General features: G+C 67.3%; 26 protein-coding genes, 1 tRNA gene, 1 rRNA gene and 1 riboswitch. Of the genes, 21 read left to right on the top strand and 7 right to left on the bottom strand.

The features are described 5' to 3' along the window. Nucleotides 1–263 precede the first annotated feature (263 nt). The 6 genes from J2852_RS22720 (at nt 264) to J2852_RS22695 (ending at nt 5,163) form a co-directional block, all read left to right on the top strand. Nucleotides 264–1,976, top strand: coding sequence for a long-chain-fatty-acid--CoA ligase (locus J2852_RS22720; protein ID WP_209880156.1), 1,713 nt, complete (start codon nt 264–266; stop codon nt 1,974–1,976). Then, complete coding sequence (locus J2852_RS31670; protein WP_209880154.1) at nt 1,973–2,239, top strand: 2TM domain-containing protein; 267 nt, start codon at nt 1,973–1,975, stop codon at nt 2,237–2,239. The genes J2852_RS22720 and J2852_RS31670 overlap by 4 nt, the downstream gene beginning before the upstream one ends. After that, entirely contained in the window at nt 2,232–2,522 is a 291-nt protein-coding gene (locus J2852_RS22710) for an acylphosphatase (protein ID WP_209880153.1), read from the top strand. The genes J2852_RS31670 and J2852_RS22710 overlap by 8 nt, the downstream gene beginning before the upstream one ends. A 140-nt stretch (nt 2,523–2,662) precedes the next feature. Then, nucleotides 2,663–3,670: a hypothetical protein gene (locus J2852_RS22705; RefSeq protein ID WP_209880151.1), complete on the top strand. Its 1,008-nt coding sequence runs from the start codon at nt 2,663–2,665 to the stop codon at nt 3,668–3,670. A 75-nt stretch (nt 3,671–3,745) separates the two neighbouring features. Beyond that, a complete protein-coding gene (locus J2852_RS22700; protein WP_209880149.1) occupies nt 3,746–4,675 on the top strand; it encodes a hypothetical protein in 930 nt (309 codons plus the stop codon). 2 nt (nt 4,676–4,677) lie between these two features. Then, nucleotides 4,678–5,163, top strand: a complete 486-nt coding sequence (locus J2852_RS22695; protein ID WP_246499922.1) for a hypothetical protein — start codon at nt 4,678–4,680, stop codon at nt 5,161–5,163. A gap of 83 nt (nt 5,164–5,246) precedes the next feature. Here J2852_RS22695 and lipB read toward each other — a convergent pair whose 3' ends face one another. Further along, nucleotides 5,247–5,975 carry a lipoyl(octanoyl) transferase LipB gene (gene lipB / locus J2852_RS22690; RefSeq protein WP_343206804.1) on the bottom strand — a complete coding sequence of 243 codons (729 nt, stop codon included), beginning with the start codon at nt 5,973–5,975 and terminating at the stop codon, nt 5,247–5,249. A 64-nt stretch (nt 5,976–6,039) separates the two neighbouring features. On the opposite strand from lipB, the gene J2852_RS22685 reads away from it, so the two are divergent. Next, nucleotides 6,040–6,126: transfer RNA gene (locus tag J2852_RS22685), tRNA-Leu, on the top strand. A 132-nt stretch (nt 6,127–6,258) separates the two neighbouring features. Here J2852_RS22685 and J2852_RS22680 read toward each other — a convergent pair. Then, nucleotides 6,259–6,561 (bottom strand): STAS domain-containing protein, encoded by a 303-nt coding sequence (locus J2852_RS22680; RefSeq protein WP_209880145.1) that lies wholly within the window; start codon nt 6,559–6,561, stop codon nt 6,259–6,261. 508 nt (nt 6,562–7,069) lie between these two features. Here J2852_RS22680 and mgtE point away from each other — a divergent pair. The 7 genes from mgtE to J2852_RS22650 all read left to right on the top strand — a co-directional run bounded on the left by mgtE (nt 7,070) and on the right by J2852_RS22650 (nt 12,595). Then, entirely contained in the window at nt 7,070–8,527 is a 1,458-nt protein-coding gene (gene mgtE / locus J2852_RS22675; RefSeq protein WP_209880143.1) for a magnesium transporter, read from the top strand. Between the two features lie 39 nt (nt 8,528–8,566). Next, a riboswitch (TPP riboswitch) is annotated at nt 8,567–8,668 on the top strand. Next, nucleotides 8,660–9,841: a glycine oxidase ThiO gene (gene thiO, locus J2852_RS22670; protein ID WP_209880141.1), complete on the top strand. Its 1,182-nt coding sequence runs from the start codon at nt 8,660–8,662 to the stop codon at nt 9,839–9,841. (Overlaps the previous riboswitch by 9 nt.) Beyond that, a complete protein-coding gene (gene thiS / locus J2852_RS31665; RefSeq protein WP_246499921.1) occupies nt 9,838–10,047 on the top strand; it encodes a sulfur carrier protein ThiS in 210 nt (69 codons plus the stop codon). The genes thiO and thiS overlap by 4 nt, the downstream gene beginning before the upstream one ends. 12 nt (nt 10,048–10,059) lie before the next feature. Further along, on the top strand, nt 10,060–10,845 hold the full coding sequence (thiG, locus tag J2852_RS22665; protein ID WP_246499920.1) for a thiazole synthase: 786 nt from the start codon (nt 10,060–10,062) through the stop codon (nt 10,843–10,845). Between the two features lie 51 nt (nt 10,846–10,896). Further along, on the top strand, nt 10,897–11,340 hold the full coding sequence (locus tag J2852_RS22660; protein WP_209880139.1) for a PaaI family thioesterase: 444 nt from the start codon (nt 10,897–10,899) through the stop codon (nt 11,338–11,340). Between the two features lie 35 nt (nt 11,341–11,375). After that, nucleotides 11,376–11,846, top strand: a complete 471-nt coding sequence (locus J2852_RS22655; RefSeq protein ID WP_209880137.1) for a hypothetical protein — start codon at nt 11,376–11,378, stop codon at nt 11,844–11,846. A 128-nt stretch (nt 11,847–11,974) separates the two neighbouring features. Next, entirely contained in the window at nt 11,975–12,595 is a 621-nt protein-coding gene (locus J2852_RS22650; protein ID WP_209880135.1) for a DedA family protein, read from the top strand. A 231-nt stretch (nt 12,596–12,826) separates the two neighbouring features. Here J2852_RS22650 and J2852_RS22645 read toward each other — a convergent pair whose 3' ends face one another. Next, on the bottom strand, nt 12,827–14,935 hold the full coding sequence (locus tag J2852_RS22645; protein WP_209880133.1) for a DUF4139 domain-containing protein: 2,109 nt from the start codon (nt 14,933–14,935) through the stop codon (nt 12,827–12,829). 170 nt (nt 14,936–15,105) lie between these two features. Here J2852_RS22645 and J2852_RS22640 point away from each other — a divergent pair, with 170 nt between their 5' ends. Beyond that, nucleotides 15,106–15,540 carry a RidA family protein gene (locus J2852_RS22640; RefSeq protein ID WP_343206803.1) on the top strand — a complete coding sequence of 145 codons (435 nt, stop codon included), beginning with the start codon at nt 15,106–15,108 and terminating at the stop codon, nt 15,538–15,540. Nucleotides 15,541–15,911: 371 nt separating this feature from the next. Here J2852_RS22640 and J2852_RS22635 read toward each other — a convergent pair whose 3' ends face one another. Continuing rightward, nucleotides 15,912–16,097: a hypothetical protein gene (locus tag J2852_RS22635; RefSeq protein ID WP_209880131.1), complete on the bottom strand. Its 186-nt coding sequence runs from the start codon at nt 16,095–16,097 to the stop codon at nt 15,912–15,914. Between the two features lie 229 nt (nt 16,098–16,326). Here J2852_RS22635 and J2852_RS22630 point away from each other — a divergent pair, with 229 nt between their 5' ends. Both J2852_RS22630 and J2852_RS22625 read left to right on the top strand, forming a co-directional pair. Continuing rightward, entirely contained in the window at nt 16,327–17,040 is a 714-nt protein-coding gene (locus J2852_RS22630; RefSeq protein ID WP_209880129.1) for a response regulator, read from the top strand. Nucleotides 17,041–17,600: 560 nt separating this feature from the next. Further along, nucleotides 17,601–18,203 (top strand): 2-hydroxychromene-2-carboxylate isomerase, encoded by a 603-nt coding sequence (locus J2852_RS22625; protein WP_209880127.1) that lies wholly within the window; start codon nt 17,601–17,603, stop codon nt 18,201–18,203. Between the two features lie 9 nt (nt 18,204–18,212). Here the strand turns inward: J2852_RS22625 and J2852_RS22620 are convergent, their stop codons facing one another. Beyond that, nucleotides 18,213–19,061, bottom strand: coding sequence for a metallophosphoesterase (locus tag J2852_RS22620; RefSeq protein ID WP_209880126.1), 849 nt, complete (start codon nt 19,059–19,061; stop codon nt 18,213–18,215). Nucleotides 19,062–19,181: 120 nt separating this feature from the next. Here J2852_RS22620 and J2852_RS22615 point away from each other — a divergent pair, with 120 nt between their 5' ends. Then, on the top strand, nt 19,182–20,162 hold the full coding sequence (locus tag J2852_RS22615) for a potassium channel family protein (protein ID WP_209880118.1): 981 nt from the start codon (nt 19,182–19,184) through the stop codon (nt 20,160–20,162). Between the two features lie 26 nt (nt 20,163–20,188). On the opposite strand, the gene dapB is transcribed toward J2852_RS22615, so the two are convergent. Both dapB and J2852_RS22605 read right to left on the bottom strand, forming a co-directional pair. Further along, nucleotides 20,189–20,986 (bottom strand): 4-hydroxy-tetrahydrodipicolinate reductase, encoded by a 798-nt coding sequence (gene dapB / locus J2852_RS22610; RefSeq protein ID WP_209880115.1) that lies wholly within the window; start codon nt 20,984–20,986, stop codon nt 20,189–20,191. Further along, the gene (locus J2852_RS22605) at nt 20,983–21,897 is read right to left on the bottom strand and encodes a DMT family transporter (protein ID WP_209880112.1); all 915 of its coding nucleotides are present in this window, start codon (nt 21,895–21,897) and stop codon (nt 20,983–20,985) included. Before J2852_RS22605 ends, dapB begins: the two co-directional genes overlap by 4 nt. Before the next feature lie 114 nt (nt 21,898–22,011). Between J2852_RS22605 and J2852_RS22600 the strand changes: the two genes are divergently transcribed. From J2852_RS22600 to J2852_RS22590, 3 genes are all read left to right on the top strand, one after another. Next, nucleotides 22,012–22,350 (top strand): acyl carrier protein, encoded by a 339-nt coding sequence (locus tag J2852_RS22600; RefSeq protein ID WP_209880109.1) that lies wholly within the window; start codon nt 22,012–22,014, stop codon nt 22,348–22,350. A 105-nt stretch (nt 22,351–22,455) separates the two neighbouring features. Beyond that, nucleotides 22,456–22,884: a DUF1489 family protein gene (locus J2852_RS22595; RefSeq protein ID WP_209880106.1), complete on the top strand. Its 429-nt coding sequence runs from the start codon at nt 22,456–22,458 to the stop codon at nt 22,882–22,884. Nucleotides 22,885–23,330: 446 nt separating this feature from the next. Then, nucleotides 23,331–23,408 (top strand): 16S ribosomal RNA (locus tag J2852_RS22590); the annotation flags it as partial.

The raw sequence follows: 23,408 nt of genomic DNA, 5'->3' as shown, positions 1-23,408 counted from the left end.
GCCGCTCCTTCAATTCCCGGGGTCCGGGGAGGATCAGCCTCCATTATACATCGAACACCTTATCGAAAATGCTCTTAATTGGTCTGACGGTGCATTCGTGCCGCTATGCCCTTCCGCAGTAGCCGAAAGGCAACAGCTCATCCGGACGCTCGGCCTTGCGGCGGAGCATGTCGCGGCCCATTTCGCCAGGAAAAGGGGTACAATTGCCGCAAAGCCCCACCGCAAACCAGAGGGGGCACCGAAAAACGATGGGGAGGACGATCATGGGCGAAGCGGCCCGCAACCTGCCGGAGCAGTCCTGGGAACGCAGTTACCCTGCGGAGGTCGATTGGAACGCCCCGATTCCATCGCTGCCTCTGACGGCACTTTTGGATGAGGCGGCGACCCGCTTCGCCGACCGGCCATGTCTCGACTTCATGGGCAAGCGCACCAGCTACGCCGAGGTCGCGCGCATGGTGGACCGCGCCGCCAAGGGCTTTCAGGCGGCCGGGGTGGGAAAGGGCATCCGGGTCGGCCTGTTCCTGCCCAACACCCCCTATTACGTGATCTGCTACTACGCCATCCTGAAGGCCGGCGGCACGGTGGTGAACTTCAACCCGCTCTACGCCGAGCGCGAGTTGGAGCACCAGATCGCCGACAGCGGGATCGAGATGATGGTCACGCTCGATCTCAAGGTGCTCTACGACAAGATGGCCCGCATGCTCGCCGAATCGCGGCTGAAGCGGCTGGTCGTCTGCTCCATGGCCGACATCCTGCCCTTTCCGAAGAATCTGCTGTTTCCCATCGTCAAGCGGGCGGAGGTCGCGCGCATCCCCGCCGACGACCGGCACATGCCCTTCAAGAAGCTTGTCGCCAACGACGGCCGCCCCCAGCCGGTCGCCATCGACCCGGCCGAGGACATCGCCGTCCTGCAATACACCGGCGGCACCACCGGCGTGCCCAAGGGGGCGATGCTGACGCACGCCAACCTCTACGCCAACACGGTTCAGTGCGCCCTGTGGTTCCACGGCGCCCGGCCGGGGCAGGAACGGATGCTGGGCGTTCTGCCCTTCTTCCACGTCTTCGCCATGACCGTCGTGATGAATTTCAGCATCCGCTTCGGGGCGGAAATCGTCATGCTGCCGCGCTTCGACCTGAATCAGGTCATGGAGACGATCCACAAGAAGAAGCCGACGCTGTTCCCGGCGGTGCCGACCATCTACACGGCGATCAACCACCACAAGAACCTGTCGCAGTACGACCTGTCCTCGATCCGCTTCTGCATCTCCGGCGGCGCCCCGCTGCCCGTCGAGGTGAAGGAGACGTTCGAGCGCAACACCGGCTGCACGCTGGTCGAGGGTTACGGTCTGTCGGAAGCGTCGCCGGTCGCCACGGCCAACCCGATGACGGGGGTGAACAAGGCGGGCTCCATCGGCCTGCCGCTGCCCGGCACGGTGATTGAGATCGTCAGCCTGGAGGAGCCCCGCCGCGTCCTGCCGCCCGGCGAGAAGGGCGAGGTCTGCATCCGCGGCCCCCAGGTCATGAAGGGCTATTGGAAGAAGCCCAGCGAGACCGCCATGGCCCTCATCGACGGACGCCTGCACACCGGCGACGTCGGCACCATGGACGAGGCCGGCTACACCTTCATCGTGGACCGCATCAAGGACATGATCCTGTGCAGCGGCTTCAACGTTTACCCGCGCAACGTGGAGGAGGCGATCTACCTGCACCCGGCCGTGGCCGAATGCGTGGTGGCGGGCCTGCCCGACGAATACCGGGGTCAGACGGTCAAGGCCTACATCCGCCTGGACGAGGGCCAGAGCTTGACGCGGGAAGACCTGCTGGATTTCCTGAAGGACAAGCTCTCTCCCATCGAGATGCCCAAGGTGATCGAATTCCGTGACGAACTGCCCAAGACCATGATCGGCAAACTCAACCGCAAGGCCCTGCTGGACGAGGAGGAGGCGCGCCGCAAGAGTGCCTCCGGCACGGCGTGAGCGACGTCGAAACTCCGGAAAACAAGGCGGCTGACGAGGCGCCCGACGACACGATCAGGCGCAAGCGCCTGCGCGGCTTCCTGAACCACCTGATCGCCTATTTCGGCGTGATGGTGGTTCTGGTGCCGATCAACGCCCTGCTGGCACCCGGCACGCCCTGGTTCCTCTTCCCCCTGGTCGGCTGGGGAGCCCCCCTGGCCGTGCACGCGGCCTATGTCATGGGCTGGTGGGGCAAGGCCAAGACGGAGTCCGGCAATGACTGACGCAGAGCGCAAATCGGTCCGCGCCCGCATCCATGGGCGGGTGCAGGGCGTCTGGTACCGGGGCTGGACGGTGGACGCGGCCACGGCCTTCGGCTTGAACGGCTGGGTGCGCAACCGGAGCGACGGCACGGTCGAGGCGGTCTTCGCCGGCCCCGCCGCCGCCGTGGACCGCATGCTGGAGGCCTGCCGCAAGGGACCGTCCGCCGCCATCGTCCGCGACATCGCCGTCGAGCCCGCCGAGGATCCCGGCTCCGGCCCCTTCGAACAGCGCCCGACGGTGTGACGGGCTTTCCGGCTTTCAGGACGGCGCGCGGAGGGCGGGACGGCATGCGCTGGTGACTCCGTGCCCAAAATTGTTCATACTCCACACGACTCGCCAGGGGCGGGTGGAAGCGCCAATGACCATGGACAGGAGCGCGGCGCATGACGCAGCGGTTTCCCCAAAACGGGACGCCCGCCATCCGTTGGCCGGGGAACGCCGCCGGACCGCAGCAGGTCCAGCCGCACCCGATCCAGGCGCACCCGATCCAGGCGCACCCGATCCAGGCGAAGTCGGCATCACCGCGCCCGTCCCCGCTGCTTCCCGGTCCTCCGGTTCCGGCCCACAGCGCCGGACCGTTTCCTGCCGTGCAGCCAAAGCGCGCGGTCGCGCCGGTGGGGCCGCCCGCGCCGGCCCATGGACCGGTGCTCGCTGTGCAGCCAAAATTCGCCCCGGGGGTGCGCCCGGACCATCGTTCCAATCTCCCCTTGCGGCCACCTGCGGCCGGAGGCGGATGTCCGGCGCACCATGGCGCCGTCCGCGCGCCTTCTCCGCCGGGCGCGGTGGTGCAACGCCAAGCCGTCGCGCCGTCGCGCGGCGTCATTCAACGCATGGAAATCGAAAGCGAGGGGGAGGCCTCCAGCAGCAGCGAGGAGGAAGATGACAGCAGCGACGAGAGCTATGAGCCAACGAAGAAAGGCCCTCCGCGCTGGACATTTTCGTCCGGCACCGTCGAACAGGTGATCCGAACGACCGCACATCGCAAGAAGTATTACAACGCCGCCTATGACGCGGTGTGGACCTGTCCGGGTTGCGGCAGGCCGCTCGCCTACGAAAAGAATGGCGCGTTCGAGCTTGTGGACTACACCTACATCACGAAGAAGAAGAAAAAGAAGGAGACGATGCGGGCGGCCGCGATGGACCACAATCCGCCGTGGAGCCGCCGTTACGAAAAGCTGCTGGGCAAACCGCCCCACGTCATCCGGGCCGACCATGACGATCCGTCAAAGCTGCGGGCCCTGTGCACGCGATGCAACGGAAGCCACAAATACGAAAAGGTCGGCAACATTCCGGATTACGATTCGGACACGGACTCCAAACGGGGGCGCGCAAGGACCCCATCGCCCGAGCGCGACACCAACAAGGGCCGCTTCAGCAGCTTCCTGGCCTAGGGGCGCGGGTTAGGATTTCGTTAGCCATGATCTGACTAGGCTGGCGGCCTGTTCCCGCTTTCCTGGGAGGCCGCCGTGATCGGGTCGGACCTGACGTCGATGAAGGACATGCTGGCGAACGCGTTCACCCGCGCCGCCGCCGCAAAGGACAAGGCCGCCAGGGACACGCAGCCCAAGGCCGAGAAGAAGGACGCCTCCGACCCCGCCTTCCTGCTCAGTGCCAACCTTCAGGATCTGACCGGCCGCCTGCGCGATCTGACCGAGGGGGCGAGCGACGCGGCCAAGAACGGCGTCGCCCAGGCCGACGACGCGCTGGGCCGGATGCAGGGCATCCTCGACTATACCGACGAATTCGCCGAACAGCTCGACGGCGTAATGCAGGCCATGGGCCGCGATCTTGGGCGCATGCTGAAGGCCTTCGGCATGGGCGACGAGGAAACGGACGAGGCCGTCAAGGGCTTCACCGACCGTTTCGGCAAGGACGAGCGCCAAAAGGCCGCCCACGAGGCGCCGCCAGCCGCCGAACTGTCCCAGCACCGCGAATCCTCGGCCGTCTCCGTCGAAGCCACCAACATCGAACTGACGCTGGAGCAGGGCGGCAAGACACTCACCCTGACCTTCGACCGCACCTCCCTCTCCATGGCCCACACGTCGGAGACGGTCCAGGCCGCCACCGACGGCCGCAGCTCCGTGTTCGGGATGGAGCGTTCGGCCGCCACGCTGAACGCGCGGTCCGAGAGCTTCACCCTACAGGCCGATGGCTTCAGCGTCGAGGAACTGGACGGCATCATGAAGAGCCTCCAGGGCGCCATGACCAAGCCGTCCGAAGGGCTGGAAGGGCAGGCGACCCTGAAGCCCTTGAACGCCCCGAAGGACGGCGAGGCGCTGCACCTATCCCTGGACCTGAAGGGCCTGCTGACCTCGGCCTTTGGCGAGAAGGGGGCCAAGGCCGCCGGATCCATGGGCAAGGAGATCGAGAAGCAGGGCTTCGACGTGCGGGTGTGACGATGAAGCGCCTCGCGCCCGCGATCCTCTTCCCGATCGCCCTTCTGGCCGCTCTTCCGGCCGTCGCCCAGAGCCCGCTGGAGAAGACGGATCCGCAGCACCTCTCGCCGGTCCCGCCCGGCGGCTACAACCTGCCCCTGTCCCCACCGGTGGTGCCGTACCCGCTGCCGCCGCAATGGGTGACGATCCGCTCGACCCAGGACTGGCGCAAGGCCGGCCGGATCGAGAAGAAGCTGAGCGACGCCTGCGCCGCGCGGCACTTCCGCCAGTTGTCGCCGCTCCGCTTCCGCGCCGTCTTCAAGGGCGAGATTCTGGGCGTCGCCTTCGGCCACGGCCTGAATCTGGTGGATACCAAGAAACTGGCCGACCGCAAGCTGATCTACCTGTTCCGCAACGGCGACACCACCGGCTGCACGGTCGTCTCCATCACCAACGAGGATCTGCGGGTCCTCAACGATGACCCGCAGGCCACGCCCGCCAAGAAGTAAACGGTCTTGCGGCGAGGCAAGGTCATGTTCCCTCCCCCGCCGTCAGGTGGGGGAGGGTCAGGGTGGGGGCCCGCCGCGACACCTTATTCCTCGTCCAACACCTCTTCCCCGAACACCTCCGGCCACGTCGCGATCAGCGCCGAATCCACGTCTTCCATGGTCACCAGATGGCCGAGCCCGACCATCGACGTCACCCCATGTTCGGCGATGCCGCAGGGCACGATGCCGGCGAAATGGGACAGGTCCGGCTCCACGTTCAAGGCGATCCCGTGGAAGGTCACCCAGCGGCGCACCCGCACGCCGATGGCGGCGATCTTGTCCTCCTGGCCGGGGGCGCCGCCATAGGGCTGCTTGTTGACCCAGATGCCAACGCGCCCCTCGCGCCGCTCCCCCTTGATGTTGAAGGAGGCGAGCGTGCGGATCAGCCACTCCTCCAGGTCGTGGACGAAGGCGCGGACGTCGGCCCCGCGCTTCTTCAGGTCCAGCATGACGTAGGCCACGCGCTGCCCCGGCCCGTGATAGGTGAACTGCCCGCCACGGCCGGCGTGGTAGACCGGGAAGCGGTTGGGCTCCAGCAGGTCCTCGTCGCGGGCGCTGGTGCCGGCGGTGTAGAGCGGCGGGTGCTCCAGCAGCCAGACCAGCTCCGGCGCGGTGCCGGCCCGGATCGCCTCGACGCGGGCCTCCATCTCGGCCAGCGCCTCGGGGTAGGGGACGAGCGTGTCACTGATGCGCCATTCGATGTCTGTCATGGAAGGCTCGGAAGACTTTCTTTTCGGAGAACGCGAGACGCCGCTTGATCGGGCGTTGGGGATCTGGTATTCCCCCGCTCCACCCGATGACAAGAGCAATCGACTCGTCGGGAGCTACCAGCCTCGTGCGGTCGTGGCGGAATTGGTAGACGCGCAGCGTTGAGGTCGCTGTTCCTTAACCGGAGTGGAAGTTCGAGTCTTCTCGACCGCACCACCTCCAAACGCCCTTGGGCGGTTGGGGGCGGCAGGACGAAAAAAGCCCGCCGGTCCGAAACGGATCGAAGCGGGCTTTTTCGTATCCGCATCCTCGCATCCGCATCGCGCAGGCCCCAAAACCCCGGCCCCGTCAGCGGAACTCCACATACTGGTCCATCGCCACGCGCCGCAGTGTCTGCGTGATGTAGGGCTGCGCGCCGACGACCGTCACCAGGCCCTTCGCGTCGCGGCAGCGGTTGGCCAGGATGAACAGCATGCCGATGGCCGCCGAATCGATGAAGGTCAGGAAACGCAGGTCCAGATTGACCTGCGGCCGTGCCGTGAAGTCCCACTGCCCAAGCATGTCGTGGAACTTGCGGCTGTCGTCGTAGGTGAAGCGCCCCGACAGGAGAATGCCTTCCTGGCCGTCGACGTCGGTAAAGGCGTACTCCATCGGTCTTTCCGCTTGTTGAGGTGCCGTCGCGCCGTCTTGACCGCAGACCCAAGACAAAAGCCGGGGCCGAAAGCCGGGCGCACCCTATGGGTGCACCAAGTTCCGGTGCGGCGCAAGTTTTGCGCCAGTGACGCCGTCCGAAATCTATGACCGCGCCACGATACGTCAAGAATACACGTGCGGGCAATGGATCGGCTGCGCGGCATGGGGCTGATGCGAAACGGAAACGAACGCTAGCGGTGGGGAATTTTTTACTTTATGCGCGCAATAATTGTTGGTGCGCGCGACGGGATCTTGCGGACCGGCGACCGCGCGGGGCCATGCTCTCCACCCGTCCGCGCCGCCGCTTGCCGCGCTGGACAAAGCGGTTGAGCACCTATATTCGGTGGGCGCCCCGGTGTTCCGCAACCGGGGCTCCCCCAACCTGCAAACGCCGGTGCGCCATGGCCGACCGTTCCCTGGACCATGCCGTCATGGCGCGTTGCCATCGTTAAGGGAGGGTGCCGCCATGCACGCCGACCCCCAGGAACCGAATCGTATTCCGGACGATGAGCCGCGCCCAGCCGAGCGCCCGCAACAGCCGCGCGACGCCCAACAATCCCGCGATGAAGGCGAGGAAGAGCGTGCCTACGGCGTCGAGCCGGAGTTCGTCGAAGAGGTCGTGGAGCTTCTGAACGCCGGCCGTCTGGACGATCTGCGCGCCCAGCTGGACGAGTTGCATCCGGCCGACATCGCCGACCTGATCGAACAGCTCGGCCATGACGACCGCGAACGGCTGATCGAGGCTTTGCGGCCCGGTTTCGACGGCGAGGTGCTGACCCACCTCAACCCCGACCTCCGCGAAGAGGTCGTGGAGCTGTTCGAGCCGAAGGAACTGGCCGCCGCCGTTGCCGAGCTGGACACCGACGACGCCGTCGACGTCATCGAGGATCTGGACGAGGAGACGCGGCGGGAAATCCTGGAAAACCTGCCCGCCGAAGACCGCGCGCTGGTCCAGGAAAACCTGACCTACGACGAATACACCGCCGGTCGCCTGATGCAGCGCGATCTGGTGGCCGTGCCGCAGTTCTGGACGGTGGGCAAGACCATCGACTATGTCCGCGCCGCCACCGACGAACTGCCAGAGGACTTCTACGACATCTTCGTCGTGGATCCCATGCACCGGGTCGTGGGCGCGGTCCCGCTGTCCCGCCTGCTGCGCCAGAAGCGCTCCGCCCGCATCGCCGATCTGGTGACGGAGGAGGTGGACGCCATCCCCGCGACCATGGACCAGGAGGAGGTGGCGAACCTCTTCCGCCAATACGCCCTGGTGTCCGCCCCGGTGGTGGATGCCGGCGGGCGGCTGATCGGCGTCATCACTGTGGACGACGTGGTTCACATCATCGACGAGGAGGCGGAGGACGACATCCGCAAGCTGAGCGGCGTCGGCGACACCGGCGTGTTCAGCGGCGTCGGCGACATCGTCAAATCGCGCGTGGGGTGGCTGGGGCTCAATCTGGTCACCGCCTTCCTGGCGGCGGGCGTCATCTCGCTGTTCGAGGCGACCATCGAGCAGATCGTGGCGCTGGCCGTTCTGATGCCCATCGTCGCGTCCATGGGCGGCAACGCCGGCACCCAGGCTTTGACCGTCGCCGTCCGCGCGCTGGCGACCCACGAGCTGTCGTCCTCCAACGCGCTGCGCGTGGTGGGGAAGGAGATGCTGGTTGGCCTCATCAACGGCGGGGTCTTCGCGGGGCTGGTCGGCCTAATTGCGGCCTTCTGGTTCTCGCCCATGATCGGCGGGGTCATCGCCTGCGCCCTCGTCATCAACCTGTTCGTCGCCGGTCTGTTCGGTGTGCTGATCCCGATCGGGCTCGACAAGCTGGGCATCGACCCGGCGGTGGCCAGTTCGGTGTTCCTGACCACCATCACCGACGTGGTCGGCTTCTTCGCGTTCCTGGGCCTCGCGGCGGCGATCCTTCTTTAGATTTAGAGTTGCAAAAGCGAAGGCTCTCTCCGATTATCCAGGCATTGGCTGGGGTGCTGCGCGGGTCCGCCGCGTGGCTGAGATCACACCCAACGAACCTGTCTGGATAATGCCAGCGAAGGGAGCCGCCGCATGGTCATCGCGCCGTCCGCGCCACGAATCCCATTACCGTCCTCAAATCCTTCCGTCGCCATTATCGGGGCCGGGGTCATCGGCCTGTCCATCGCGTGGCGTCTGGCCTCCGCCGGCTGCCGTGTCGATGTCTTCGACCGCGGTGCCGCCGGGCGCGGGGCCAGCCACGCGGCCGGCGGCATGCTCGCCGCCTGCGTGGAGACCGAACCGGGCGAGGAGAGCCTTCTCCCCCTGACCCGCGCCTCGCAAGCCCTCTGGCCCGCCTTCGCGGCGGAGTTGGAGGCGGCCACCGGCCAGTCGGTGGAACTGCGCATCGAAGGCACCATGGTCATCGCACTGAACGCCGACGACGCGGCCAAGGTGCGCTTTCTCCACGACTTCCAGACCAAGCTCGGTCTGCCGGTGGAGTGGCTGACCGGCGCCGAGGTCCGCCGCCGCGAGCCCTACCTGCAACCCGGCGTGGCCGGCGCCCTCTATTGCCGCGAGGACCATCAGGTCGACAACCGCAAGCTCGCCGCCGCCCTGCACGCCGCCGTGCTCCAGGCCGGCGGCCGGGTGCACGAGCACGCCAACGTCACCCGCGTCGAGGTCCAAAACGGCCGCGCCACGGGCGTCCGCGTCGGCGACACCCTGATCGACGCCGACCGCGTCGTCCTCGCTGCCGGAGCTTGGTCCGGAAACATCGGGTCTGGCCGCATCGACGGCCTGCCTCCCGTCCCCGTCCGCCCCATCAAAGGCCAGATGATCTGCGTCCGCATGGACGAGCGTCTGCCCTTGCTCCGCCACGTCGTGTGGACGCCCGGCACCTACCTGATCCCGCGCCTCGACGGACGCCTCCTGATCGGCGCCACCACCGAGGAGCGCGGCTTCGACGACCGCCTGACGGCCGGCGGCCAGTTCGCCCTTCTGGAAGGCGCGTGGCGCGCCCTGCCGGGCATCGCCGAACTGCCCATCGAGGAAAGCTGGGTCGGCTTCCGCCCCGGTAGCCGCGACGACGCGCCGATCCTTGGGCCTTCCGGCATCGATGGCCTGATCCTCGCCACCGGGCACCACCGCAACGGCATCCTGCTGACCCCGGTCACCGCCGATTCGGTGGCAAAGCTGATCCTGACCGGCGAGGCCGACCCGGTGATCCGGCCCTTCGCCATCACCCGCTTCCAGCCCAGGGGAGCCGCCGCATGAGCGCGACCATCCAGATCAACGGCCGGGCCGAGGCGGTCACCGCCGCGACCGTCGCGGCGCTTCTGGCCGAACGCGGCATCGTCCCCGGGGCGCGCGGCGTGGCCGTGGCGCTGAACGGGGCCGTGCTGCCGTCGCGCCGCTGGGCGGAAACCCCGCTTTCCCCCGGCGACGCCATCGAGATCGTCCGCCCCATCCAGGGCGGCTGAGAGGATATCCCCATGCAGGACGACACCCTCACCATCGCCGGCCGGACCTTCCGGTCGCGTCTGTTCCTCGGCACCGCCGGTTACCCGAACCAGCAGGTCATGCTCGATTCGCTGGAGGCCAGCGGCACCGAACTCGCCACCGTCGCCATCCGCCGCATCAGCCTCGACGGCTATTCGGAAAGCCTCGTGGATGTGATTGCGGACGTGCTGGGCGGCCGCGTCGGACTTCTCCCCAACACCGCCGGCTGCCTGACCGCCCGGGAAGCTGTGCTGACCGCGCAGCTGGCGCGCGAGGCGCTGGGCACCGACTGGGTCAAGCTGGAGGTCATCGGCGACCGCGAACTGCTCTACCCCGACGTGGAGGAGCTGTTACGCGCCACCGAGGAACTCGTCGCCGACGGCTTCACCGTGCTTCCCTACTGCAACGACGACCCGGTGACTTGCCGCAAGCTGGCCGACCTCGGGGCGGCGGCGGTGATGCCGTTGGGGGCCTTCATCGGCTCTGGTCTCGGCATCCGCAACCCGCACGCCATCGAAACCATCTGCGCGCGCAGCCCGGTGCCCGTGGTGCTGGACGCCGGCATCGGTACGGCGTCGGACGCGGCGCTGGCGATGGAGCTTGGCTGCTCCGCCGTGCTGCTGAACACCGCCGTGTCCAAGGCGCGCGATCCGGTGCGCATGGCGGCGGCGATGCGCGACGCCGTGTCCGCCGGGCGTTCGGCGCGTCTGGCCGGGCGCATGCCCAAGCGGGCCTTTGCCGAACCGTCCAGCCCGCAGCTCGGCTTGATTGGAACGTAAGGCTGGCGCAGGGTAGGGTCGCTTCACGAGGACAACCGGAGGGACCCTGCCTTGACCAAGCGTTTCGAGCCCCGCGACCCCGATTGGGAGGCGCGCATCCGCGCCAGCTTCGACCGCCAGCCGATCTGCCAGACGCTGGGGATCGAGCTGACGCGCACGGAGCCCGGCTTCTGCGAGATGCGCATGCCGTTCCGCGCCGACCTGACGCAGCAGCACGGCTTCTTTCACGCGGGCATGGTCACGACCCTGGCCGACAACGCCGGCGGTTACGCCGCCTACACCCTGATGCCGGCCGGCAGCGAGGTTCTGGCGGTGGAGTTCAAGGTCAACCTGATGTCCCCGGCCAAGGGCGAGGTGATGATCGCCCGCGCCCGCGTGTTGAAGCCGGGTTGCACGCTGACCGTCACCAGCGTCGAGGTTTCCATGCTCGACGGCGGTGTGGAGAAGGACTGCGCGATCATGCAGCAGACCTGCTTCTGCCAGATGCCCGCCTGAGCCCGTTTCCCTTTTCAGCCATGGGGGATGTTTGAATGTCGCCGTCGCGTCTTTCCGGTGCCCTGCTCGTTGCGGGCCTTGCCGCCGTCACGCTGTCCTCGCCGGCCCACGCCCAGAAGGAGCCGCCGGCCTGCGCCGCCATCTCCTTCCGGCCGATCCCGCCCGGCGCCCCGGACGGGGAGCAGGACGCCGGCCTCTACAAGTCCCGCTTCGGCAAGATCGAGATCAAGGCCGACGTGAAGGGTGGGCAGGCGACCAACTACTACATGGTCCTGAACGGCAAGAAGATCGACGCGTCCGCCAACCCGCCGAAGGCCGCCGACAGCTGCCTGAAGTCCAAGCACGTCAAGCTTCCCTACCAGAAGCAGGCGGCCGGCGCCTGCACCGGCAACCGTTTCCGCGTCGTCATCGACCGCTCCGGCAAGCAGCCGGTCGCGCTGTTCTTCGGGCTGCAAGGCGACGACTGGGCCTATTGCAGCGGCACGACGGTCGAAAAGTCGGCGTGAGGCCCCAGTCTTAGCCACACCCCCGGCGACCGGCGTCACCGGCCGCCGGGGCGGTTCCCTGAACCGTCCAGCAGGGAACGATTTCCCCATGCGGGGTTATGTCATGCACAAGCGCTGGAGGAGGCGAGGTGTTTGACTGGATCACGCGCATGGTGGAGCAGACCGGCTATCTCGGCATCGCGGTCCTGATGCTGGTGGAAAACGTGTTCCCGCCGATTCCGTCGGAACTGATCATGCCGTTGGCGGGCTTCACCGCCGCGCGCGGCGAACTCAGCCTCGCGCTGGTGGTGCTGGCCGGCACCGCCGGTTCGGTCGCCGGGGCGCTGTTCTGGTACTATGTGGGCCGCTGGCTCGGCTGCGAGCGGCTGAAGCGCCTCGCCGCCCGCCACGGCCGCTGGCTGACCCTGGGGCCGGAGGAGATTGATGACGCCGCCCACTGGTTCCAGCGGCATTGCGGAGCGTCGGTGTTCTTCGGGCGCCTGATCCCGGCGGTGCGGACGCTGATCTCCGTTCCGGCGGGGATCGCCGGCATGGCGCTGGTGCGCTTCCTGATCTACTCCGCGGCGGGAACGGCGATCTGGTCGGCGTTCCTCGCCGGGAGCGGCTATCTGCTGGAAGACCAGTACCAGAAGGTCTCCGGCTGGGTGAACCCAGTGTCCAACCTCATCCTCGGTGCGACCGCGGTCTGGTACGTCTACCGCGTCATCACCTTTCGCCCGAAGGAAGCCCGCCCCAAGGAAGCCGGCTAACACCACTCTGCAGCTTCCGAAGAGAGGTCGGTTCTGGCGTAAAGCCCTTCTCCCCTTGTGGGAGAAGGGTTGGGATGAGGGGTATGCGGCAAAGCCGCACATGCGATTGAGCCTCTTTTCCCGTCCTGCCGGACGGTATGCCCCCCTCACCCCAACCCCTCTCCCACGAGGGGAGAGGGGCAGCATGCAGCCGCTGAGCCTGTCTCGGCAGATGGGAGTGGCAGAGTGGTGTTAGAGCCGCATCGCCCGCACCTGCTCGCGCAGGCTCGCGCGGGCCGCGTCGGCGTCCTTCCGCGCCGTGGCAAGATCACGCGCCAGCGTGTCCAGCCGGGTTTCCGCCTCGCCCATCTTGGTCAGCGTGCGCTTGTGCAGGTCGCTGTCGCGCGGCAGGGAATCGAGGTTCTGGCGCATCCGTTCCTGCTCCTTGGCCTGTTCGGCCTGCTCGCGCTCGATGTCGGCGATGCGGCGTTCCTTCTCCGCGACGGCGGAGCGCAACGCGGCGACCTTGCCCAGCGCCTCGCGGACGGCTGGCGGCAATTCGGCGGAGGACGCATAGGCTTGCACCTGCTCCGGCGACAGATCGACCAGCCCCAGCCGGTCGGTGCGCGGGCGCTCCAGCGTCGCGGTCAGGCTGACCGTCTTGCTGGCGGGCACGGCCACCGGCAGGCGATAGGCGGTCGCCGTGCTGTCCGGCGCCGGGCCGGCGGGCTCCACCAGATCCCACCCCGGACGGCGCGAGTGCTCGACGATGACCGTCCGGTCCTCGCGGGCGGCGCCGGCGATGCGGTAGGTGGTCGTCTGCCGCTCCGTCACGGTCAGCTGCAACACGCCATCGGCCAGCGTGGCGCGGGAGATAGTGCGGCTCGGCTGCTCAGACCGGTCCACCGTCACCGCCTGATCGACGGCGAAGCTCAGCAGCCGGCTTTCTCCCGCCGGAAGGGCCGCCAGCCGCGCGTCGCCCACATAGGCCGCAGCCCCCCCGACCGCCTCGTACAGCGTCAGAACCCCCGGCGGCAGCCCCCTATTCCCGCCATCACCTCCCCCGTCATTATTCAGCCGGACGGCGGCCAGCGGGTGGCGCGGCTGGGTGCCCGGCTGGTACAGCGCCAGCCGTTCGGCCGGAACGGCGCGGGCGACGATGGGCATCATCAGCGTCCCGCCGTTCGGCACGGTCACCGGTTGCGGGTAGCGGAACAGCACTTGGGCGGTTGCTTCCGTGTTCTCGGCCGCCATCGTTTCCGCCGCGCGCTGCGGCGCGCCCATCGCGCTCATCCCTGCCACGGGGCCTGCCATGGGTGCCGGCGCGGCCATCGGAGCCGGCGCGGGGGGAGCAGCCATCTGCGCCCGGTTCATCGGCGCCATCGATTTCTCGGCCACGGCGTCAGCGGCAACGGCCCCCTCGTCGGGCTTGGGCAGCACGCGGCCGAGCACCTCCACCGGGACGGTCGGGCGGTTGACGAAATAGGCGTCGTAGAGCGCCTGCCGGAAGGTCACCGGATTGCCCGACGCCACCGACAGCTCGACCCCGTTCCAGTCCTCGCCGCTCAGGTTCTCCAGCACCGCCCAGCCCTGCAAATTGCCCGTCTTCGATTGCGCGTCGGGCAGGGTCAGGCGGTAGGTCGCCTTCCACAGCGGGGCGCCGACCACATAGGCGACGCGCACGGTCCGCTCGGCGTTCGCGCCGTCCTTCGGCACGGTGGTCCGGATGGTCAGGCGCCGCCGCTCCTTGCCGGCGTTCCCGGCGACGGCGGCCAGCGCGGCGTCCAACTGCGCCTGCACGCGCGGGTCGGTGAAGCGCAGCGAATCCGTCTCCTCCAGCACCAACTGCCGCAGCCCGTCCGCCGTCATCAGGCTGACCCGGTGCCGCGTGACGGTGCCGCCGCCGTTCGGCAGTTGAACGGTCTCCTCCGTCACCGACAGCAGGCGGCCGGTCACTTCCCGCGCGCCCTGGGCACGCACTTCCGATCCCTTCAGCGCGTTCAGTATGGCGGTGGGGGAGGCGAGGTCGTCCGGCGAGAAGGGCAGTTCGCGGAAGGCTGTTTCCAGCGGCTCCTGCCCCGGCAGCCCGACCGTGCCGACGCCGCCCCGGTCGTCGTACACGACGATGCTCTTCAGCACGTCGTCCACCTGGTCGCGCCGCACCTCCAGCGTCAGGGCGGCGTCGCCGGTCACCCGCGCCTCATGCTCGAAATAGCCCACGCCGCCGGTGGACAGCAGCACCCGCTTCAGCGCCAGCGCACCCGGCGCGGCATCGGCCGCGAAAGCCGGCACCGCCAGCAACGGCACGATCACAAAGGGCCCCATCAGAGTGAATAGGGCGGTCTTCGGCATCCTGGTCATGCGGCTTCTTCCGTCGTTGATCGAGGCATCCTGAAACAGGGGAATACGCGCTCATTTGGGAAAGATTGCGGCGGCCATGTCACGGGACCCAGAGTCATAGGCGAAAGGGCCGATTCGCCTTCCCTCCGATTCGCCCTCCGGTGGGGATGGTGCACGGAACGGTTTGTGTCATGCTGGTCGTCGACGACGAAAGACTGCACCGCAGTCCTGGGGAAGGACGCCGCCGCATGGACCGCAAGCTGATCTCCTCCGGCTCCAGCTTCGAACGGCTGGCCGGCTATTCCCGCGCCGTGGTGGACGGCAAGTGGGTGTTCGTGTCCGGCACGACCGGATTCGACTACGCGGCCGGCACCATATCCGACGATGTGGTGGAACAGACGCACCAGACCTTCCGGAACATCCGCGCCGCCCTGCGCGAGGCCGACGCGGCGCTGGAGCATGTGGTGCGCGTGCGCGTTTATCTGGCCGACGCCGCCGATTTCGCGCGGGTCGCCCCGATCCTGGGGGATTACTTCGCGGACATCCGGCCGGCGAACACGACGGTGGTCTGCCCCCTGATCGATTCCCGCATGAAGATCGAAATCGAGGTGACGGCGCGGCGATGACGCGGACGGTGTCCGCTGCGGCCTTGCGGTTACGATGTCGGCAGCCAGCGGTTCATCATCTCGGACCACAGGCCCGCAACCTGCCCGGAAACCGCCTGGGGTGAAAAAAGCCCCCTCCCCCAGGACGGGGGAGGGGAGGCGAGGGGAAGCATCCGGTCACCCTCCGGGTGCTTCGGTGAACGGTGAGTTTCGTCGCGCCGGCCAAGCTGGTGCCCGTACCGCTCGTGCGCCGAACGGCGCGTCCCCCGGCAGGTCCGCGCGTGCGACGGCGGACGCGCCGGGGACCGGTCGGTCCGTCGCTCGCAATCGCATGCGGGGCAATAGGCCGGCGCCATGGTGAGGTTCCCTGGGTGAGTGACGCTGCGGAAGGATCAGGCGCCGCCGCTGAGCGTGCGCGCCGATTCGAGATGGCGGCGCGCCTCGCTGAGCAGGGCGCGGTGCTGTGCCAGCGCCTCGCGAATCGGCAGGCGGTGGTTGTACACGCGCACCTCGTTCAGCAGGTGATCGGCCCGATCGAGGTGTGCGATACGTTCCAGACATTGCTCGATCACGCTCATGGTCTGTCCCCTGGTCTTACGTGTCGCAGTGCTTCCGCGTCACGATCCGGAGTAAACCCAACGCTTATGAATGCGTGATTTCAGAAAACGGGATTTTTCGTTTCGGTTGTGGGATGGGTTGTTTCAACCGATTCACCAAAAGGCCGTGGCGCGAGAGCCTGTTACGGGGTTGTAACCGATTGCGTGTACCCCCTACTGTGGGATAAGAAGAGGGCGGGAGGTATAGGGCATGCATATTCTCGCGGTCGATGATGACGAACCGGTACGGGACCTGCTGGCGTCCTATCTGACGGCAGAGGGCTACCGCGTCACGACCGCGCCGGATACGGCGACGGCGAAGCAGGCGCTTGAGGGTGACCCTGTCGATCTCGTCGTGTGTGACTTGCGGTTGCCGGACGGCGACGGGCTGGGGCTGGTGCGCCACATCCGGACGGAGTCGCACATTCCCGTCATCATCCTGTCCTCCAAGGACCAAGATGTGGACCGGATCGTCGGGCTGGAGCTGGGCGCCGACGACTACCTGACCAAGCCTTTCAACCCGCGCGAGTTGCTGGCCCGCATCAAGGCCGTGCTGCGCCGCGTCTCCGGCGAGGGGCGCCCGCCCCGCAGCGCGGACGAGCTGCGCGCCGTGGTGCAGTTCGCCAATTGGGAACTCGATCTCACCGCCCAGCGACTGCGCGGCGAGGGCGGGCGCGAGGTGGAGCTGACCAAGGCGGAGTTCGGCCTGCTCGCCGCCTTCGTGAAGCGGCCGCAGCGCGTGCTGACCCGCGACCAGCTGCTGGACTTGACCCGCGCCGATGGGGCCGAGGTGTTCGACCGTTCCATTGACGTGCTGATCCTGCGCCTGCGCCGCAAGATCGAGGCGAACCCCAAGGAGCCGCGCATCATCAAAACCGAACGCGGCGCCGGCTACGTCTTCGACGCCAAGGTGCGCGCCATCTGACGGGGCGCGTGACGACGGGCACAGACCCGGATCTTGTCTATCCATCTGACATAACACTTCCAAGGATCGTCATGCCCGGACTTGATCCGGGCATCTATAGTTACTGCCGGACATAGTTGCGCTGGCGTGGATGACCGGGGCAAACCCGGTCATGACGGTGGAGAAGCATCGCATCCAATGGAAAGCCGCTCCAAAGGAGCGTCTCTCCTGCCGTTCTTGATTTGTTTCGTTCGGTCGCTTACCCTTGGCCATCACCATCCGAACTGCGCCTTTTCCGACGCTGGCCATGGGGCCGCTGCGCGGGGCTCATCCACATCATTCGTCTGCAAATCGTTGTGCACCCACTGCACAATGACCGTTCACGAACGAACACGCCCAACACACTGATCGGCAACGACAAAACATCCCAATCCACCCATTGTGCAGAACCGCCCGACTGCACAATCCGCACGACGATGCACAATTGGCGACAGGAGCCGGCTGTGACGTCGCGCCGGGTGGACGGAAGGGCTCGCCGCGCGTTAACCTTCTCGGAAAACCAAAACCGGGAGGAACGGCGGATGCCCGAACCCATCGATTTCTATTTCGACTTCGCCTCGCCCTACGGCTATTTCGCCAGCCGACGCATTGAGGAACTGGCTGCGGCGCACGGCCGCACAGTGACGTGGCGCCCGATCCTGCTCGGCGCGGTCTTCAAGGTGACGGGCATGAAACCGAACCTGCAACAACCGTTGCGGGGCGAGTATCTGGTCCATGACGTGGGCCGGATCGCGCGGCTGACCAAGGTTCCGTTCACCTATCCCGATTCGGCGCCGGTCAACGGGGTGGCGGCCTCGCGCGCCTTCTACTGGCTGACCGACGAGCATCCGGAACAGGCCAAGCTGCTGGCCCGCACGCTGTACCACGCCCACTGGGGCGAGGGGCGCGACATCGGCCCGGCCGAAACGGTGGTGGAGATCGCCGGCGGACTCGGGCTCGACCGCGCGGCGGTGGCGGCAGCACTTCAGGACCAGGACATCAAGGACCGCCTGCGCGCGGAGACCGAGGCCGCCATCGACCGGGGCGTCTTCGGCTCCCCCTTCATCATCGTGGACGACGAGCCCTTCTGGGGTTGGGACCGGCTGGAGATGGCGGACCGCTGGCTGGCGACCGGAGGCTGGTGAGAAGGGCGCTCAGCCGCTCTCCCGGCCGATCTCCAGCACCAGGATTTCCGGCGGCATGTTGAAGCGGATCGGCAGGGTGCTGGTCCCGATGCCGCCGGTCACCATCAAGTGCCGGCCATTCTCCACGATGTGGCCGTAGGCCCAGCGGCGGGGCGCCCGGCCCGGCACGATCAGGGCGCCGATCCACGGCAGGTAGACCTGCCCGCCGTGGGTGTGTCCGGCCAGGGTCAGGAGCGGCCGTTCCGGCATCGCGGCGAAGGGGGCGGGGTCGTGGCTGAGCATCAGGACCGGCTCGCCGTCGTCGATCCGCGCCAGCGTGCGGGGAATGTCTGGCCGGCGCGTGGTGTCGTCGGCAAGGCCGCCGATCCACAGCCCGCGCCCGTTCCCCAGATCGAGGCGGACCGCGTCGTTCTCCAGCACGCGGATTCCGATGTCGGACATCATCTCGGCGATCTTCGGGCCATCGTCCCACCAATCGTGGTTGCCGAGCACCGCCACGATGCCGAGCGGCGCCTTCAGCCCGGTCAGCACATCCACGATGGCTTCCGGCGGCACGTAACGGCCGCCGAGCACGTCTTGGATGACATAGTCTCCCAGCAGGAGGACGAGGTCCGGCCGTTCGGCGTTCGTCGTGGCGACGATTTCGCGAAGCTTCTCAAGGCCGACGTGCGGCGCTCCGACGTGAAGGTCGCTCAGCACCGCGACGCGCAGCGGCGGGTGCGTTTCGGGCCATTGCTCCGTCTGGAAGAGAACGTGGCGGACAACCAGCCGCCCCGGCTCGATCAGCACGCTCCAGCCCGCGAGCAGAAGGCCGGCGGCAAAGGCCAGCAACAGAAGTTGGACGATTCGGCGCATCATCGCCGGATGATCGCACGGACGCGCGGGACGGCGCAGCCGATCATTTCCGGGCGAAATTCCTGACAAAACGAAGGGACGCGGCGCTATAACAGGGGCGACCCGCTTCTGCCGATTCGCCGCATGAACCAGACCGTTTCCGACCGCCGAACCAAGGCCGCCGGCTCCAGCCACGCGTCACGCGCCGTGCGCCGATCCTGGATGGGCGGCGCGGTCCTCACCGCGTTGCTGCAAGGCATGATCGCCCTGTCGATCCGATCGGTCTCCGGCGATCTGGCCTTCGTGCTTCTGGGCTCGGTCGGCATGGTGGTGGGCGCGTTCCACTATCTGTTCCCCGGCAGCCAGTTCTTCACCCTGGCGCTGGCGAACTTCATCGGCGTGTACGCCTGCGTCTTCGTCTTTTTTCTGGAAAGCAACTTCCAGAACATGCCGCCCCTGATCCAGGCGGTGGCCTTCGTGATACCGCTGGCCGCCTTTCTCGGCGGGGCGTGGTGGCGGGCCGGCGACATCCGCACCATCGTCATGTCGCGCCGCTTGCGGGAGGGCGGGCATTTCGACCGCATCTTCCTGTGGATGGCCCCGGTCTGGGGCATCGGCGCCCTGACCTTCCTGCTGCCCGGCCGCGACATCCCGCCGGAAACGCTCGGCGCCATCTTCATCCTGGCCATGCTGACGATTGGCGGCATCGTCGTCCTGGTGGCGCGCGACATCGCCATCTTCCTGCTCGACGCCGGGCTTCTGTTCGAAGGGTTCTTCCAGCAGGCGTCCCGGCTGGTGCTGCCGGCCTTCGCCTTCCTGACCTTCTATTCGCTGTGCATCATCATGTTCGGCGCCATCTACACGATCATGGACCGCTTCATGGTCGAGCCGAACTTCATCGTGGACGGCATGCGCCGCGACCTGACCTTTCCGGAGGGGCTGTACTTCTCGCTGGTCACCTTCGCGACGGTCGGCTATGGCGACATTCACCCGGTGACCGGGGCGGTGCGCCTCGTCTGCGGCATCGAGATCATCATGGGCGTGCTGCTGCTGCTCTTTGGCTTCAGTGCCATCATCGGCCACGCCAACCCGCGCGACCATCGCGACCGGAACGACCCGCTGTAAAGCGGGCCGTCCCATGTGATTCCGCGTCAGTCCAACAGCGTGTCCAGCCCGCGCCGCAGCCCCGCCTGCTCGCGCACCCGGCGCACCGCCAGCAGCGTCCCGGCCACATAGGGCGCGGCGCTCGACCCGGCGTCATGGCGGATCGACAGACGCTCGTCCGGCGCGCCGAACAGCACCTCGCAGGACAGCACGAAGCCCGGCAGCCGCAGCGAATGCACCTGCGTGCGTCCCACCGTGGCGCCGCGCGCCTCCTGCGGGCCGATCAGCGTGTCGATGGGCTTGCTGGTGGCGTCCTGCCGGACCGCCGACAGCCGCTCGGCCATTTCCCGCGCGGTGCCGCTCGGCACGTCGGGCTTCTTGGCGGAGGCGTAGTCGATGACCTCCACGTCCGGCACGTACCGCGCCGCCATCAGCGCGAACCGCTGCATCAGCGCCGCCGTGATGGAGTAGTTGCCGGAGGCCAGCACGCCGACCCCGTGCTCCCGCGCCGCCCGGTCGATCTCGGCATAGTCTTCCCCCGTCAGGCCGGAGGTGCCGACGACCACCGCTCGCCCGGCGGCGATGGCGGCCAGCGTGTGCCCCTTCACCGCCGTTGGCGCCGTGTAGTCGATCACAACGTCGCTCGGGATGGAGAGCGCCTCCTCCAGCGTCGGCACGATGGTCACACCGACCGAGCCGACACCGGCTGCTTCGCCCGCATCCCGCCCGGCGGCCTGCCGCGCCATGGCGGCGGCCAGCGTCAGGTCCGGCGCGGCGGCAATGGCCTTCACCAGTTCCTTACCGACCCAGCCGGTGGCGCCCAGCAATGTCACGGAAATCGTCATGGTGTGGTCTCCTCCCTCTTGTCTTGGATTTTCGATCGTTGAAACGCCCCGGTGCCGAGCGCGATGCCCAGCAGAACGCACAGCAGCCCGGCCGCATGGCCGAGAGTGAACGCCTCGCCAAGGAACAGAACAGCGGCCACCACCCCCGCCGCCGGGATCAGGCCGGTGAACAGCCCGGCGCGGCTGGCCGGCACATGAACGATCCCGCGCATCCACAGCACCACCGCGAGCAGGCCGCCCGCCAGCCCCGACACCACGAACAGCCCCCAGACCCAGCCCGGAACCGCCGTCGGATCGAACCCGTCCAGGGTCAGCAGCGCCGCCGGTGCCATCATCACCGCCGACAAGACGTTCGCCAGAAAGGTCAAGGTCAGCGGCGGCACCCGCCCACCGAGCCGCCGCGCGAAGACCCCGTACAGCCCCTCCGACACCACCGCTCCGAAGACCAGCGCGTTGCCGACCAGCGAATCGTCGGTTCCGGCGCTCTCGCCAGGCCGCAGGTTCAGGGCGGCGATGCCCAGCACCGCCAGCGCGATGGCCCCGGCACTCCCGGCCGAGATCCGCTCCCGCAGGATCAGGGCGGCGCACAGCGCGGTCATGGCCGGGATGGTGCTGGTAATGATGCCTGCCGCCACCGCACTGGTGGCGCGAAGCCCGTACAGCAGGAACAGGTTGAACAGGACCATGCCGAACAGGGCCAGCAGAGTCAGGCTGGTCCAGTCCCGCGCGTTGGTCGGCAACGCCCCCCTCCCGCCGCGCAGAGCGAAGGGCGCCAGCAGCAGGGCCACCATGGCAAACCGCATCTCGGCGGTCGCCAGCGGCGGCATGTGGGCGACCAGCACCTTGGACGCCGGCACCGACAGGCCAACCAGGGTCATGGACAGGGCGAGGTTCAGATAGGCTGTGCGCATGACCGCACTCTAGCAGCGTGGCGCTCGGTCGTCCGAAGCGTCATTTTTACGCAATGAATCTGCAAGGAATGCGTGCCACACTGCCGCCCTTTTGGAGCGTAGGGGTAATTGGGTATGTCGGACGCGATCCTTGGAATCACCAATTGGATGCAGCTTTTCCGCTGGATCGTGAAGCTGATCCGTGACGAGTACGGCGTGGACGAGAAGATCCTCACCCGCAACGCGGTGCTGGAGGACGGCGTCGGCCTAAACGCCGAACAGCTCGAACAGGTGCTCGATCATATCGGCGAAGCGTTCGAGATCCATTTCCCTGAGGACACACTGCACGAGACCGCCCATCTGGAGGATCTCTGCATGCTCGCCAGCTGGATCAAAGGGCTCTACAAGAAGCCCGATTTCGTGACGCCCGACTTCGAGGAGCGCTGCCGCGCCCTCAACCCCATCCCGGCCTGACGCCCGGCCTGACCGAAAGCGGCTCTCATCCGGGGCGGCTGGAAACAGTGCCGGGTCGCCCCATCTGGGCACCGGACCCTTGTGCCAGCCCATCCAGAGCCCTTCATGTCCCTGCATCTCATCAAACTCGCCGTCGGCATCCGCGACCTCGACCACCTGACCGAAGTCCAGGCGGGCCGTGCCCACCGGACGGACGGCCGCTCCATCGTTCCCGTCTACACCCGCCGTGTGCCGAAGCGCGGCGAGGAGATCCTGGCCAGCGGTTCCATCTACTGGGTCATCCGGGGCAGCGTCCTGGCGCGTCAGCGCGTCCTGGCCATCGACACCGGCGTGGACGAGGAAGGGGAAAGCTACTGCACCCTTAGCCTCGACGCCGAACTGGTGCCGACCGTCCCCACCGCGCACCGCCCGTTTCAGGGTTGGCGTTATCTCGATCCGCAAGCCGCGCCGAAGGATCTTGCCGATGCGGGCGGGCAGGGGGACGAACTGCCTCCACATCTCGCGGCGGAACTGCGCTCGCTGGGCCTGTTATAGACCCATTGGCTGATGCGGACGGCCAAGGCCTTGAAAAACCAAGCGTCCTGAAAATTTTCACGACTCTGTCAAAAAAGCCCTTGCGCGGCCCCGACCCGCCGAACTATATACCCGTCACCGACGCGGTGGCCGCCAACAAGGCGCCGACGGGTCGGGCAGCGATGAAAAATTGGCCCTGGCGGCCCGCCCCGGAAGGGGTTGGGTGCTGGGCATTGCGGTTCCGGTTCTCGGTTCTGCGGTTTCTTGGACAAGTTGATACCGTGTTGTGAGAAGGGATGCGCAGGCGGCGGTGTTTGGTGCCGCGTCGCGGAGCCGGTCTCCTGGTTTGGGGATTGGCATTGCGGTTGCCTGGAGCATCCTGATCTATGCAGCAAGAGACATCAGTTTCGAAAGCTTGGGTGAGGTTGCTTGAGGGCGACCACGTCAAGTGAGCGTCAGCTCATCTTGAACCTGAGAGTTTGATCCTGGCTCAGAACGAACGCTGGCGGCATGCCTAACACATGCAAGTCGAACGAGGGCTTCGG

This window comes from Azospirillum soli, assembly GCF_017876165.1.
GTDB lineage: Bacteria > Pseudomonadota > Alphaproteobacteria > Azospirillales > Azospirillaceae > Azospirillum > Azospirillum soli.
Note: the sequence above shows the minus strand (reverse complement) of the source record. Positions and strands in the feature narration are given on the sequence as shown.

Bases quoted from the DNA above. Each gene is read 5' to 3' on its own strand.
- J2852_RS22720 (WP_209880156.1), top strand. From the start codon at position 264: ATGGGCGAAGCGGCCCGCAACCTGCCGGAGCAGTCCTGGGAACGCAGT.
- J2852_RS22710 (WP_209880153.1), top strand. From the start codon at position 2,232: ATGACTGACGCAGAGCGCAAATCGGTCCGCGCCCGCATCCATGGGCGG.
- J2852_RS22705 (WP_209880151.1), top strand. From the start codon at position 2,663: ATGACGCAGCGGTTTCCCCAAAACGGGACGCCCGCCATCCGTTGGCCG.
- J2852_RS22695 (WP_246499922.1), top strand. From the start codon at position 4,678: ATGAAGCGCCTCGCGCCCGCGATCCTCTTCCCGATCGCCCTTCTGGCC.
- J2852_RS22680 (WP_209880145.1), bottom strand. From the start codon at position 6,561: ATGGAGTACGCCTTTACCGACGTCGACGGCCAGGAAGGCATTCTCCTG.
- mgtE (WP_209880143.1), top strand. From the start codon at position 7,070: ATGCACGCCGACCCCCAGGAACCGAATCGTATTCCGGACGATGAGCCG.
- thiO (WP_209880141.1), top strand. From the start codon at position 8,660: ATGGTCATCGCGCCGTCCGCGCCACGAATCCCATTACCGTCCTCAAAT.
- thiS (WP_246499921.1), top strand. From the start codon at position 9,838: ATGAGCGCGACCATCCAGATCAACGGCCGGGCCGAGGCGGTCACCGCC.
- thiG (WP_246499920.1), top strand. From the start codon at position 10,060: ATGCAGGACGACACCCTCACCATCGCCGGCCGGACCTTCCGGTCGCGT.
- J2852_RS22655 (WP_209880137.1), top strand. From the start codon at position 11,376: ATGTCGCCGTCGCGTCTTTCCGGTGCCCTGCTCGTTGCGGGCCTTGCC.
- J2852_RS22645 (WP_209880133.1), bottom strand. From the start codon at position 14,935: ATGACCAGGATGCCGAAGACCGCCCTATTCACTCTGATGGGGCCCTTT.
- J2852_RS22640 (WP_343206803.1), top strand. From the start codon at position 15,106: ATGCTGGTCGTCGACGACGAAAGACTGCACCGCAGTCCTGGGGAAGGA.
- J2852_RS22635 (WP_209880131.1), bottom strand. From the start codon at position 16,097: ATGAGCGTGATCGAGCAATGTCTGGAACGTATCGCACACCTCGATCGG.
- J2852_RS22630 (WP_209880129.1), top strand. From the start codon at position 16,327: ATGCATATTCTCGCGGTCGATGATGACGAACCGGTACGGGACCTGCTG.
- J2852_RS22625 (WP_209880127.1), top strand. From the start codon at position 17,601: ATGCCCGAACCCATCGATTTCTATTTCGACTTCGCCTCGCCCTACGGC.
- J2852_RS22620 (WP_209880126.1), bottom strand. From the start codon at position 19,061: ATGATGCGCCGAATCGTCCAACTTCTGTTGCTGGCCTTTGCCGCCGGC.
- J2852_RS22615 (WP_209880118.1), top strand. From the start codon at position 19,182: ATGAACCAGACCGTTTCCGACCGCCGAACCAAGGCCGCCGGCTCCAGC.
- dapB (WP_209880115.1), bottom strand. From the start codon at position 20,986: ATGACGATTTCCGTGACATTGCTGGGCGCCACCGGCTGGGTCGGTAAG.
- J2852_RS22605 (WP_209880112.1), bottom strand. From the start codon at position 21,897: ATGCGCACAGCCTATCTGAACCTCGCCCTGTCCATGACCCTGGTTGGC.
- J2852_RS22600 (WP_209880109.1), top strand. From the start codon at position 22,012: ATGTCGGACGCGATCCTTGGAATCACCAATTGGATGCAGCTTTTCCGC.
- J2852_RS22595 (WP_209880106.1), top strand. From the start codon at position 22,456: ATGTCCCTGCATCTCATCAAACTCGCCGTCGGCATCCGCGACCTCGAC.